This window comes from Halobacillus salinarum (assembly GCF_022919095.1).
Taxonomy (GTDB): domain Bacteria; phylum Bacillota; class Bacilli; order Bacillales; family Halobacillaceae; genus Halobacillus_B; species Halobacillus_B salinarum.
This window is the reverse complement of sequence record NZ_CP095073.1, coordinates 433,124-446,483: the sequence shown is the minus strand read 5'-3', so window position 1 is coordinate 446,483 and position 13,360 is coordinate 433,124. Positions and strand designations below refer to the sequence as shown.

12 protein-coding genes are annotated in these 13,360 nt (G+C 39.0%); 3 read left to right on the top strand and 9 right to left on the bottom strand.

Annotated features, from left to right (window positions below):
* Positions 1 to 65 precede the first annotated feature (65 nt).
* The 5 genes from MUN89_RS02465 to MUN89_RS02445 all read right to left on the bottom strand — a co-directional run bounded on the left by MUN89_RS02465 (position 66) and on the right by MUN89_RS02445 (position 7,440).
* Positions 66 to 950 carry a hypothetical protein gene (locus MUN89_RS02465; RefSeq protein WP_244711110.1) on the bottom strand — a complete coding sequence of 295 codons (885 nt, stop codon included), beginning with the start codon at positions 948 to 950 and terminating at the stop codon, positions 66 to 68.
* A 61-nt stretch (positions 951 to 1,011) separates the two neighbouring features.
* Positions 1,012 to 4,353, bottom strand: coding sequence for a DEAD/DEAH box helicase family protein (locus MUN89_RS02460; protein ID WP_244711109.1), 3,342 nt, complete (start codon positions 4,351 to 4,353; stop codon positions 1,012 to 1,014).
* A 17-nt stretch (positions 4,354 to 4,370) separates the two neighbouring features.
* Complete coding sequence (locus MUN89_RS02455) at positions 4,371 to 5,561, bottom strand: restriction endonuclease subunit S (RefSeq protein WP_244711108.1); 1,191 nt, start codon at positions 5,559 to 5,561, stop codon at positions 4,371 to 4,373.
* Positions 5,551 to 7,035, bottom strand: coding sequence for a type I restriction-modification system subunit M (locus tag MUN89_RS02450; protein ID WP_244711107.1), 1,485 nt, complete (start codon positions 7,033 to 7,035; stop codon positions 5,551 to 5,553). Before MUN89_RS02450 ends, MUN89_RS02455 begins: the two co-directional genes overlap by 11 nt.
* A 141-nt stretch (positions 7,036 to 7,176) precedes the next feature.
* Positions 7,177 to 7,440 carry a TIGR04540 family protein gene (locus MUN89_RS02445; RefSeq protein ID WP_244711106.1) on the bottom strand — a complete coding sequence of 88 codons (264 nt, stop codon included), beginning with the start codon at positions 7,438 to 7,440 and terminating at the stop codon, positions 7,177 to 7,179.
* A 244-nt stretch (positions 7,441 to 7,684) separates the two neighbouring features.
* Between MUN89_RS02445 and MUN89_RS02440 the strand changes: the two genes are divergently transcribed.
* The 3 genes from MUN89_RS02440 to MUN89_RS02430 are packed head-to-tail and all read left to right on the top strand — an operon-like array spanning position 7,685 to position 9,167.
* The gene (locus MUN89_RS02440) at positions 7,685 to 7,885 is read left to right on the top strand and encodes a hypothetical protein (RefSeq protein ID WP_244711105.1); all 201 of its coding nucleotides are present in this window, start codon (positions 7,685 to 7,687) and stop codon (positions 7,883 to 7,885) included.
* A 21-nt stretch (positions 7,886 to 7,906) separates the two neighbouring features.
* Positions 7,907 to 8,419: a hypothetical protein gene (locus MUN89_RS02435; protein WP_244711104.1), complete on the top strand. Its 513-nt coding sequence runs from the start codon at positions 7,907 to 7,909 to the stop codon at positions 8,417 to 8,419.
* A gap of 25 nt (positions 8,420 to 8,444) precedes the next feature.
* Entirely contained in the window at positions 8,445 to 9,167 is a 723-nt protein-coding gene (locus MUN89_RS02430; RefSeq protein ID WP_244711103.1) for a hypothetical protein, read from the top strand.
* Between the two features lie 212 nt (positions 9,168 to 9,379).
* On the opposite strand, the gene MUN89_RS02425 is transcribed toward MUN89_RS02430, so the two are convergent.
* The 4 genes from MUN89_RS02425 to MUN89_RS02410 form a co-directional block, all read right to left on the bottom strand.
* On the bottom strand, positions 9,380 to 9,529 hold the full coding sequence (locus MUN89_RS02425) for a hypothetical protein (RefSeq protein WP_244711102.1): 150 nt from the start codon (positions 9,527 to 9,529) through the stop codon (positions 9,380 to 9,382).
* A 132-nt stretch (positions 9,530 to 9,661) separates the two neighbouring features.
* Positions 9,662 to 10,141: a 23S rRNA (pseudouridine(1915)-N(3))-methyltransferase RlmH gene (rlmH, locus tag MUN89_RS02420; protein WP_244711101.1), complete on the bottom strand. Its 480-nt coding sequence runs from the start codon at positions 10,139 to 10,141 to the stop codon at positions 9,662 to 9,664.
* Positions 10,142 to 10,242: 101 nt separating this feature from the next.
* Positions 10,243 to 12,321 (bottom strand): amylo-alpha-1,6-glucosidase, encoded by a 2,079-nt coding sequence (locus MUN89_RS02415; RefSeq protein ID WP_244711100.1) that lies wholly within the window; start codon positions 12,319 to 12,321, stop codon positions 10,243 to 10,245.
* Positions 12,322 to 12,333: 12 nt separating this feature from the next.
* Positions 12,334 to 13,356, bottom strand: a complete 1,023-nt coding sequence (locus MUN89_RS02410; protein WP_244711099.1) for a LacI family DNA-binding transcriptional regulator — start codon at positions 13,354 to 13,356, stop codon at positions 12,334 to 12,336.
* Positions 13,357 to 13,360: the final 4 nt, after the last annotated feature.

Genomic DNA, 13,360 nt, shown 5'->3' with positions numbered 1-13,360 from the left:
ATCCAACTTAAGAATTTGTTTAATACAAAGGTTTATAACTCTTGTAAAATTAATCACTAGTTATACTAACCCTTGAATTTCTCTAGCCAGCCTTTTTTCGGTATTATTAATTTTCGTATTCTACCAATTAATTTCGATTCCAATATGTTTATGTTATCAACTAATTTATTGAAACTATTGTATGCACATTTGTATTCCTTAGAATTCTTGTATTCGTCTTGAAGTAGGTTTCCTATACGTTCCATTTCAGCAAGGATAACTTCCTCTTCCCGGACATGTGGTATGTCTATTTCATCTAGATTTATATTTTTCTTCAATAAGTGGTCTAGAGTAAACATTTTCTCATGTGTGACGAATTCCTGTTCAATTCCATTAGAGTCTTCAACAATATAAAACTCTTGCATTCTACACCAAATATTTTCAGCATTATTAAGTAAAACTAGCTCGTGTAAACCGTTATTTAAGAATAAATCAATTAGCTTTTCTTTCGACTTTTGTTGTGCTTTGTCATCGCCAATAAAAACTTCAGTAATTAATTTATGCGTTTCCCCTTTTTCTTTTTCAAAAGAATCGACACTATAATTATTGTTTAATAACTTTACTAACATATTGTGTAAAATGTTATTAGATTTATTTTTAAAAATGTTTATATTTCTTTCTAACTCCAAAACCTCATCTATTAACTCTTGTTCATTTTTTTCAAAAGCTTGATAGACATAACTTTCTTTAACTTCTTTTAACTTTCCGTAACAAAACTCTGTTGATGAAATTAGCCTCACTACACGATTATTATTTATATCTGTTAAAATAGGTTCATAACTGTCCTTTAATATAAATGAACGCTGGTTAAACACCAATGAATCTCTAGCAATTTTTATTGATGTGGCCCCAATAATAATCGATATTAGAATTGATGATAATCCAACCGCATTTTCACCTATTGACTTCAATACGAAGTTCCCCAGACTATAAATAAAATCTATCAATAATGTCCTCACCCCTAATATTAAATTATGCGCCTTCCGTAAAGTTGCTATTTTCGTTAATCCTATCGATCACATTAATAATCCCTTTAGCATCCTCGATTTTATCTTCAAATAGTTCAGTAATACTGCCAAGTGATCGAAATGGATCTTCTCGTAATACTTTCTTCTCTAGGTAGCCATTAGAAACAATATAGTCAACGATATGATTGACAAACTTGATTTGGTAACTATTTAATCTTTCTTCTGACAAAAATTCTGAGAAAGCATCTAAAGCCGAGTTACGATCAAGTCCTACAGTTTGACGTACTAATCTAGTAATAGGTGTCTCACCAAACTCTTTATTATAGTCTTCTTTTGTCCCTAGTTCTTCCCATAAAATATGCTCTAATTGTTTCACGTCTTGTTTAGTAAGGGACTTGTTATGATGTAATTTATATATTGCCATTTGATCTTGATGTTCTTTTAAATATTGACTGACTCTTTTACGATAGTTTTGTAAATCATTTGCACCGTAAAAATCACCTTTTCCTTCAGCTATTACTTCAAATTCATCTTTGAAGTTCGTATAGTAATCTTTACGATGTTCTTTTTCCAAGAACTTCACCAAATCTCTCATTACCTCACGCACTTCATCTAAATCAACAATATTGGCTTCTTGCCAAAATTCATCTGATTGAACTTGTTGTAAAAGGTCTCTATTCTCTTTAATTTGTGGAATAGTCCCCAGTTCACTTAACCTGTCAGCTGTGTTAATAACACGGTTAATCGGCTTGGTTGCTGGACTTGCGGTGGTATATGCAAGCATAATCATATACATCACTAAATCAAAGCGTTTAGCCATTTCTTCGTCATCACTGGATAAAATAAGTGGTGCAATATGTTCTTTGAGGTCATTTACGTTTTGAATCGTTAATGACTGCCAATTAGCTTTATTTTTAAATTGGTGAATATATTGAAGGTGCATTCGTACTTGGAAGTGATCCTCGTTTAACAAGTCAACTTCATTTTGAAGTTCTTCCACTAATGATTGACGGAACGTGATATATGGTTCCTCTGGAAAGTCAATATGTTGTAGGTGTCTAACTATGTCTAGTTTCGTTTCAAATAAACGTTGGGTTAAACTAACAACAACAGATCCTTCCATACCTTTTTCATTCTCACGGAAGAACTCAAAGTTTCGTAAATAATCAAAAATAAGAAAATGTGTCTTATCTTCACCTGGGCCAAATAGATCCGAACATAACCGAGTTCCGCGACCAATCATTTGCCAGAATTTAGACTTAGAACGTACTTTTTTGAAAAATACAAGGTTAACTATTTCCGGTATATCAATACCTGTATCCAACATATCCACAGAAACAGCAATATACGGTGGTTTATCTTTCGTTGAAAATTCATCGATTAGTGTATCTACATAATTAACACTGTAATGGATTTGTTTACAATAGCTGCCACTATATTGTGGATACAATTTATTGAACCTCTCCACTATATGCTTAGCGTGCTTTGCGTTTTTCGCAAAGATAACCGTTTTTCCGATTCGATCTCCGCCTTCTACTTTAATGCCTTTTTCCATTAAATCTGTTAACACACGATCCACTGTTTGATTATTGAATAACCACTTGTTAACGGCGTCACTACTAATAGCGTCACCAACTTCATCATCAAAGGTTTCCTCATATGCTTCTTTCTCTTTTTCGGATAAGTCATCATAACGCAATCCGTCATCTATAATCTTAGATGATGTTTCAATCGAATAATAATCTACAAGGTATCCATCATCAACAGCTTGCCTAAGTTCGTATGCATATGTTGGATTACCAGTCTCAAGACCGAATATGTCGTATGTGTTTTTATCTATTTCATCTTTTGGTGTAGCCGTTAAGCCAAGTAGAAGACTATCAAAATAATCAAATATTGCTTTATATTTACGGTATATACTACGGTGACTTTCATCGATTATGATTAAATCAAAATGGCCTACTGTGAAAAGTCGATTTCCATCTTTTCGTTTCAATTCATCAATCGCATTCATCATTGTCGGATATGTAGAAAACACCATTCGACTTAGTTCAGGGTCGTCTTTGTTATCTAATAAGTTACATAAACTCAAGGATGGTAATAATTCTTTAAATGAATTTTTCGCTTGTTTGACAAGAGCAGTCCGATCAGCTAAAAAAAGAATATTCTTCGCCCAATTATGACGTACAAGTACATCGACAATAGAAATGGCTGTTCGTGTTTTTCCAGAACCCGTTGCCATCACGAGTAATGATTCTCTTTCTTTATTGCTTATGGCTTCCACAACATTTGTTATTGCTTCTTTCTGATAAGCCCTATTCGTAATGTTGTCGTTTATTTCAATATTCTCTAAAGGGCGTTTTAAGGTTCTTCGAGAAATTAATTTTTCTAAATCTTCTTTTGTGTAAAATCCAGATACTTTTCGTTCAGGGTATTCAACATCATCCCATAATCGAGTATCAAATCCATTTGTAAAGAATATAACCGGTCGTTGTCCGTGCATTCTCTCTACACAATCGGCATATAATTTCGCTTGTTGTTTTCCCCGGTACAAGTCCACTGATGTCTTTTTCGCTTCTACAACCGCTATCGGCTTGCCATCATCACCAAGCAAAACGTAATCAATAAAACCTTCCTTAGATGCATTTGGCATACCAGTAACAGGATATTCTTCAATTACATTCTTTCCAAACTCCCAACCAGCTAGCTTCAATTCAACATCAATAAATAACTTGCGAGTTTTATCTTCAGAAATTTGATCGACCTGATAATTGTAGTTTTCTGTGTTCTCTTTTCGCTTTTCAGTTAATTCTTTACGTAATGTTAGATTTTGTTGAATCATTTCTTCGAGCTTTTGATCTTTAGTACTTAACTTTTCATATAGGTCCCGATACTCTTTTGGTCTTTTACGAGGTTCATCTCCACCATAAAGAATGGTTTCATCAAATGATTGTTCTATATGATTTAAGGAATAACAATAGCACACCCAATCAACAAATTGGTGAAGATTGCGGAGGGATGTAATGGCTTCATCACTATTTATCTTAGAATTTGTATGTACCGCCACATTACCTAGTTTGATAATATACTTCAGCAACGGAAATAAATCTTGATCGATCACATCTCGAAATGTTCGTGCGTGTATTAAGCTTGATAGATTATCTTGATAGGGCATTTTTAATTCTTCGTCTGATTTATATAGCCATTTAACCGTAAGTTCCAATGCACGCCGAGTTAAAATCGCACATGTAGCAGAGCTAACTTGGAGGCTTTTTTCCGCCTCCACGCAAGCTGCTGTGAAATCTTGAAATTGTTTTTCAGTTTTTAAAAAATTAAAATTCGACATATTATCACCTCATTATCTCAAACTGGTGAATCATTTTCGAAAAGTTCACCTTTGAAGGCTTTTAGCATTAAAGAATTGTATAAAGATTCGAGTTCTATAAGCTGACATTGATACTTTTCTTCGCTTTTATTGACCTTAATTATTATCTCTTTAAATTTCATTTGTTGATTGAACGCTGGTACAGGAACTTTTATTTTTTTTATAGAGTTAAATTCTAAGTTATCCGCAGTTACAGAACGTACTGTTGTTAATAACTTTCTTTCATATGATTTGAAGAAATATAATAAATACTCACTATTCACTACATTTTTCTTAGGAACAAAAGCTTTCATATCTTGATTCAATGCAACAGAAACAGTATTTATAGCTACGGGTAATTTCTTTTTTAGAATTCCACTACGAATTACCATTAACAATGAATTTGAAGGAATTAATTTCGCTGAACTATTCTCAATTGCATAATCATTTATTTTATCAATACTACTATCAATGTATAATTTTTTCATATCCTTTGGTGTTACCCAGGGTATGTTTCCGTTGTAAAATTCTAAATTTGACTTTTTAGGTGTACCTCCACCTAAAATGTTTTCACAAACATCTTCTAAATACATTGTTTTGTATTTATTACAATTTGAAATTGGATCACCAAACATATTATAAAAAATACTTTTCTTTAAGTTTGATAATGTTGTGATTTGTTGCTTTCTCTTTTCAACAATAAACTCTAGCTTTTCCAGCACACCCACAATTCTTTTTTGAATATCTATTGGAGGAGTAGGAATTATAACTTCCTTTAAAAATTTATAATGACGATTATATCCTGTGTCTGGTATATCAACAGTTTTGAGAAAATAGTAAACATATTTAGTAGACAATATGCTTTCAGGAAATTTGTTTTTTAATAATTTGACCCCATCAGCACCAATATAGGATGGAAAGTTTACAAATTTGAGATTTCTTGTGTGATCACCAAAGATGATAAAAGGAGTATCTTTATATATTCTATTATTTATATCAGTAAATCCACCTATATACTCTTTCCCTTGATCAATAATAGGATATGCGCCGTCAGTGAGATAATCTTTTTTCTTAATCTTATCGGAGTTCCGGGATTCATCTGTAAATAAATCACTGAATTTTTCTACTTTCCAATCTTGGATATCTACATTATTTATAAAAGATAAGTTTTGGAAATTATTAACTTTCATTATTAACACCAACAATTAACTCTTTTAATTCTTCTATCGAATCCTGAATTTCTTTTTCATATTTTTCGATTCCCTTTAAGATTTCACTAGGGTCTTCATATTCCACTTCTTTGTACTCAATCTCTTTATACTTATTAATTGACAAATCATAATCATTTTCACGTACTTCGTTTGCTGATACAAAAAAGGATTGGTCAGTCCTTTTCCGTACGGTTTCTCTATCCAAATTTTCAAAACGTTCTACGAGATCCGGTATATCATTTTCTTCAACTGGAGACCGTTTATCGTCTAAAGAATAGCCGTCTGATTTCATATCATAAAACCAGATATTCTCTGTGCCACCTGCACCTGTTTTTGTGAAAATAAGGATGGCTGTAGATACCCCTGCATAAGGCTTAAATACCCCACTTGGCATTTTTATTACGGCTTCTAATTTATGATTATCAATGATTTCACTACGAATCGCTTTATGGGCATTAGAGCCCGCGAACAAAATACCATCTGGAACAATAGCAGCTGCACGTCCACCCTTTTTTAATAATCGTAAGAATAAGCTTAAAAATAGAATTTCTGTCTTTTTAGTTTTGGTAACACGTAATAAATCATCCGAAACTGAATCATAATCTAATGAGCCTTTAAATGGTGGGTTTGCTAAAACCATTGTGTACATTTCACTGTCTTTATTTTGCTCAGAAAGGCTATCACGATAACTAATGTTTGGATGATCTACATCGTGTAACATCATATTCATTGCCCCAATTCGAAGCATTGTGTTATCAATCTCGAATCCATGAAACATATTTTTATTAAAGTGCTCACGTAAGCCTTGTACATGGAACATATCATTATGATTTTCTCGTAAGTATTCACTTGCTGACACAAGAAAACCAGCTGAACCTGCTGATGGATCAACAATAGTGTCTTCTGGTGTTGGCTTCATCAGTTTTACAATCATATCGATTATATGTCGTGGTGTACGGAACTGACCGTTTGTACCAGATGTATTTAACTTCGATAATAGATACTCGTATAAGTCACCGAGTGTATCTTTCTTTTCCTGACTCGATGTTGTATCAGGTAAGGCATTTATACCTGCAACTACCCTAGACAGCAATGATGCAGTTGGAATAACAAACACAGCATCTTTTAGATACTTTGCATAGACCGATTCTTTTCCACCCATGTTTTTAATAAAAGGAAAAACCTCTTGTGATACCACTCGATACATTTCCTCTGGTCCCATATTAGAGAAATTAGACCAGCGTAATTGTGGTTTATCTTTTGGAAATAAACCTTCTTCTTCTATACCAAGAAATTCATTATCTTTCTCCCGTTTCTTTTCTCGGTCGTCAAGACCTTTAATATAAAGTAAATATGTAAATTGTTCGATAACCGTTAATGGATTAGTAATACCACCAGTCCAAAATATTTCCCATATTTTATCTACTTTGCTCTTTAATTCGCCTGTTATCATTTTAAAATGCCACCTTAAATGCTTTGGTAAGTAACTTGTTTATTTCTGAACACTGATAAACCATAAGAATAAATTATGCCTGAAGCTATGCTAGCCTCGATTGGCTTTAAATAAATAGCTACTTTCACATGTCTTTATCTTTTAATCTATCTCAAATTTATTAATCACTTGATCTACTACTTCCAATCTTTTTTTACCACATTGTTGACTAATAATTGTGGTGTATCGTCCATCTTTCACCATTTTAGATTGATTAACTTCGTGCAGGTTTTGAATTGTTTTTATCATTTCTAATTCATCAATCTTGTCATCCCAATATTGATCAATAACACTATTTATTGATACAGCCAAATCTCTTTGTGTTTTATGGAAGAGTTTTATACCCATCCAGTCCACCTCACTCATCTTACTTTTTTTATACTTATCTCTTATTCTATCGATAGTTCTAAGGTTGCACAATAGCCATCAGAGAAATATACAAAAATTCCCTTGGCACCACAACATCTATATGAACAAGGGGTATGGTCGTTTAATGCCCCACCCCTTTTATATAAACCGCTATTTATCCATGTGGATAGATAGCGGTTTTTTGCTTTACAGAGATTACTTGCGTGGTGAGAGGAGCGCATATGAAAGGAGGTGATAGTAAATGAATCAGTCACTAACAACAGTCTTAGTAGAAGCCAAGAAGTTAGATAAATGGGTTGCTGCTAAATATCTAGTGGAGCATGGGATCTGTGAAGTTGATTTGATGCAGCTTGAGGACGACGGGTTGATATTAGTCAGTGACCGGAAAAAGGAAGGGAAAGTATTAAAGCTGACATTGAAAGGTTATCACCACTTTAAGTAAATGCGATTAGGAGGAGAGATTGTGAAGATGAAATTCAAAAGATACCAAACCGAAGATGCCTTAACAAACGGTAAAGATTTATCGAGAAAAGAGGTAGATGAGCTACTACTATCATTAAAGCAACAGCTTGAAGAAGTAGACGAAGAAATCCTATTCATAATTGAAAAGAACGATTACGTCCAGCTTGCTCAGCTGCTCAAAAGACGTAAAAAGCTATACAATCTTATAGCTACAGTAGAAGCTTCACATGAAGATGAGGGTCAATCGAAGTCAATCGATAAAGGATTGCATGAGTACTTGAAAGGCAGTGCTACCTTCACATCGGCAAAAGGTGAAGAGATGATCGATAAATGGTGTGAAGCGCTGGATAAATTCAATGATGGGTCACAACAGTCGTTATCAAAGACCCTGGAATGGTCACATTCCTTGTTTTCTAAAGGGAATCAAATTCAGCATCAAATCGGCAGATCGGTGGTTCGACAAACCGCAAGAAGCCTAAACATTCTTGCACACATGGTTCATAGAAAATCTTAAGTCATTGAAAGGAGGTGAAATTAATATGAAGAATCGTCAAGGTAATATCATTCCATTTTACGATAAAGAGAATGTCGATAAACAGTCGTTACCCAATATCGTCGTTTCATCTTCAGAATCACAACAACGCATTCAACAACTACAAACGTTTGTAGATGACTTGATGATAAAGGGAATAGACTACGGTTTAATTGATGGTTTCTCTAAGCCTACGTTACTAAAGCCAGGTGCAGAGAAGCTGTGTGATGTATTCGGATTCTCCAAGACCGCAGATGTCGTCTATCGCATTGAAGATTGGGAGAAAGGTATCTTTGCTTATGAAGTGAAGATGACATTCATCCGGAAAGATAATAAAATCATTGAAACAGAAGGGCTGGGTTCCTGTAACAGTAAAGAATCATCATTCCAACAACAAAATCCCTATTCTATCGTTAACACCGTTTTGAAGATGGCGAAGAAACGGGCGTTGATCGATGCTGTCTTATCCGCAACACGATCCAGTGGCATCTTCACTCAGGACATTGAAGATTTCCCAAAACGACCGACGAGAAATCAACATGCAGATAAGGTGACGAAAGCTCAGCTGCAGATGATCTTCAACATCATCGATGAGATGAATCTGCAGACGGAAGTTGCTAAAGAAATCATGAAGATGAGTTTTAACGTCGATCGAAGCAAAGACTTAACCAGGAGTCAGGCCTCGGACTTCATCCAGGATTTACTGGCATTGAAAGAGGTCAGAAGTTAAATGAATACAACAGGTGATCACCCATGGATTGCAAATGCAGTCGATGGCTTTTTTAATGCACAAAAAAGATGAGCTCATCGACAAAATGAACTCATCAGGATACTTATCTATATCAACAGTATATCGAATCAATAAAATTCATTTACTCAGGAGGGATGACCTTCGTATCTCCTTAATAAATTCCAATTAAATTAGAGTAATAAATAGAAAAATTAGTTTTTACAACCATTCTTATCACAAGTAATTCTTGAACTTGTATTTACCCAGTGACTAGGACTTTCCTTAGTATTAAATCCACATTCAGTATTTCCACCTTTAGCTCCACTATGGACAATTCCAGTTGGTATATGTTTAACAGCCATATTAACCACCCCTTAATAATTTAGTAAGAATATTCATAGGTTAAATGTACCATTAAACACTAAAATAATCCAATATTTGGTTTTTAGTTATTTCTCTACATCGGTATCACTTATATTAATGAAACATTTCCATCACTTATGATACGGCTCCCCACGATTTATCTTAAACGCCCTGTACACCTGCTCCACCAGCATCAACCGCATCAATTGATGAGGAAACGTCATCTTGGAAAACGACAGCCCAAAATCACTCCGGTCCAGCACTTTATCACTCAGTCCCAGCGACCCGCCAATCACAAACGCTACCTTGCTTTTGCCGTAGGTCGCCAGCTCGTCCATTTTTTTGGCGAGCTTTTCTGAGGTGAGCTGCTGGCCGTTGATTTCGAGGGTGATGACGTAGCTGTCGGGGCTGATTTTGGCGAGGATGCGCTCGCCTTCTTTCCGTTTCACGTCTTCCATGTCGGCTTCGCTTAAGTTCTCGGGGGCTTTTTCGTCGGGCACTTCGACGATCTCGACTTTGGCGTACGGGCCGAGACGTTTGACGTATTCCTCGATGCCCTGTTTTAAGTATTTTTCTTTCAGCTTGCCGACGGTTACGATCGTTAGCTTCATATGTGTTCCTCCGTGTTCTAATGATGGTTAGGTTTATTTTACCATAGGAAGCGTCCGCTAAAAAAAGCGCCTGGACTCTTTTTCAAAGTCCAGGCACTCCCTCAATGAACCATTTGCTTTTCCTTGATCGTCCAGCCGGTCGTGTTGTCCAGAATCTCCACTTTAAAGCCTTGAGCTTCCTTCGTAACGAGCAAGGAAACCTTTCCGTTCCCTGCTGCCATGCCTTCTATCTTTAACCACGTCATCCCTTCAGGGAACACCGGGTTAAGGGTGATTTCTCCCGTTAACGCATCAGGTTCAATGCCTACCATCGCCTGAATCCATACAAACGATGAGGCCGCTGCCCACGCCTGCGGTGAACAGGTCGTCGGGTAAGATACGAGGTGGCCGAGCTTAGAGTCATAGCCGCAAAATAATTCCGGCAGCCGGTAGTGCTCAAACTGGCGGGCCGCTGCCAGCTGTCCTTCGACGACTTTCATCGCCTGGCTGCTGAAGCCGCTTTTCGTGAGGCCGAGCAGGATTAAGGCGTTGTCGTGCGGCCAGACGCTTCCGTTATGATAGCTCATCGGATAATAGCCGGTGGCATTTTCAGCCATCGTGCGGATTCCGTAGCCTGAGAACAGGTCTTTATCAAGAAGCTTGTTCACGATGCTTTTCGCCCGGCGCGGCTCAAGCAGGCCTGCCATCAGCACATGGCCCGGGTTTGAGGTGAGGGCTTTCACCTGTTTACCTTCCCCGTCTAACGCCAGTGCATAAAACTTCTTCTCTTCCATCCAGAACGCCTGTTCAAACGCTTCCCGAAGCTCTCCTGCTTCGCTTTCCAGCTCGTCTGCCCGCTTCTTTTCCCCGAGCTTCCGGTAAATAGCAGCCAGGCTGTATTTTGCCTGGTAGACGTAGCCCTGCACTTCTGCGAGAGCGATTGCACCTTTTGCGAGTGTCCCGTCCTCGTGGACATTCGAGTTATCGGAATCCTTCCAGCCCTGGTTGACAAAGCTGTTGTCAGACGAAGGCTGATACTGGACAAAGCCGTCGCCTTTCACACTGCCGTAACGGTCGATCCAGTTGATCGCTTTTTCTAACGCAGGCTTGAGCTCTTCAATAAAGGCGAGGTCGCCTGTCCATTTGTAGTATTCGCAGGCGGTTATGACAAACAGCGGGGTCGCGTCGACGGTTCCGTAGTATGGAGAAAAGGGAATCTGACCGGTGGCGGCAAGCTCGCCGAAACGAAGCTCGTGCATGATTTTCCCGGGCTGCTCCTCGCGTTCCGGAACGACTTCTTTCCCCTGGTAATGGGCAAGCGTGCGTAACGTCCCTTTTACGCACTCCGGCTGGTAGGCGAGCATAAATAACGACGTAAGTAAGCTGTCACGCCCGAACGGCACGGAAAACCACGGAACGCCGGCGACGGGCAGGCTGCCGAAGCCGATGTCCGTTAAAAGCATCCGCGTATCGACCGCGCCTCGTTGATAGACGTCATTCAGAAGTGGCAGGTCGCTGTCGATCCGGGTGCCTTTTTCCAGCCACTTTTCATAAGACGCCTGAACAAGGGCCAGGCCGTCGTCAAACGGAAGCGCCGGGCTCTTTTCACCGTCGATCACCGGGGTAATCGTAAACGTAATCGTCTTTGTTTCCTGGGGGCCGAGTTCAAGCGTGAACCGGATGCCTTCCTGCTCATTGGCAAGCACCGCTTCCCGGTCCCATTCGACGACCGTTTCTTTTACGACGCCGTCTTTACTCTGATAACCCGCTTGAAAGGCATGCGTTTGATATGTACAGCCGGTTTTCTCGCCGACTTCCCCGCTCTGGAAGTTCCTTACGATAAACATATCCTGAAAGTCCGCATCAAGCTCAACCGCTACGTCCGCGGTTCTTTTTTGAAGAAAATAATTGGTGACGCTCAACCGTTCGTAGAGCACGCCATCATAGATATAGCGTTCCCGCAGGAGCTCCGTCGCACCCTCGTCCTGGACGGTCGCGGCCAGCCGGATCGATGCTGTATAGTTTTGGTCGTCACGGGAGGAAAGCAGCTCGGGCTTCTCGCCATTCACCGTCACGGTAAAGGTGCTTAAAAACCTTGTATCCTGCGTGTAGAGGCCGTACCCTTTGTCATCCGCATGCAGGTCGCCGTTTTTTTCCGTTGTGAAAAACAAATCTCCCTCTTTTATGACACTGTAATCCATGGCTCTGCTCCTTTACGATTCATTTAAGTCCTTCACGCTTTCGCGTTCGATCAGCTCGTGATCGACGACGACATGGTTTTCAAAGTGATAGTCTTTCATAATATCCATCAGCAGCTTAGCCGCCTGCCTGCCGATTTCAAAAAAGTCCTGATGCACGGTCGTGAGCGGCGGATGGGTAATCGCACTGAACGGAATGTCATCAAACCCGATCAGTGATAAGTCATCAGGCACCTTCAACCCTGCTTCCGTCACCGCCTTCATCACCCCGTACACCATTAAGTCGCTGAAGCAGAGAAACGCCGTCGGGCGGTGCTCCGCTAAATAATCCTTTGCAAGCTCGTACGCTTTTTCTTCTGAAAAATCGGCATAAAGAACCGCAGACTCCGGGAAGTCTACGTTATGTTTCTCAAAGCCCTGCTTGACGCCTTGCAGTCGCTCGATGTTGACGAACGTTTCCTCGGTCCCTGCCATAATTGCGATATCGCGGTGCCCGCGCGTAAGCAGGTGGTCTGCCATTTCCTCGCCTGCCGTTTTATTATCGATCGCCACACTGCCGACGTTTTCTGCCTGGCTGTCGGTGCGGAAATCAATATTCACGCACGGAATGTTCGTATCAAGCAGCTCCTTAAAGTACGGATCATCGGTCCTCAGCCCGTGCAGGATCGCCCCGCCGATATTCCGCTCGCGGCAGAACTGGGTGTAGCTTTTCTGCTTCTGCTTTTGGGAATCCATTAGGAAGATCGCAAGCTCCAGCTGCTCTTCATCGACCCCTGTATAAATGCCTTTGATCACTTCATAGGCGTTGGTATCTTTTTTATTCGTATTAAAAACGGCGGAGGAAATCAGTCCGATCGTCATTCGTTTCTTCGAAGACAGATTTCTTCCGGCGAGATTGGGTGTATAGTTCAATTCTTCTGCGATCTTTAGAATGCGCTTCTTCGTTTTATCATTAATGTCTTCGTAATCATTCAATGCCTTCGATACGACACTGACCGAGACCCCTGCCTGTTTGGCAACATCCTTGATGGTAGCCACATGG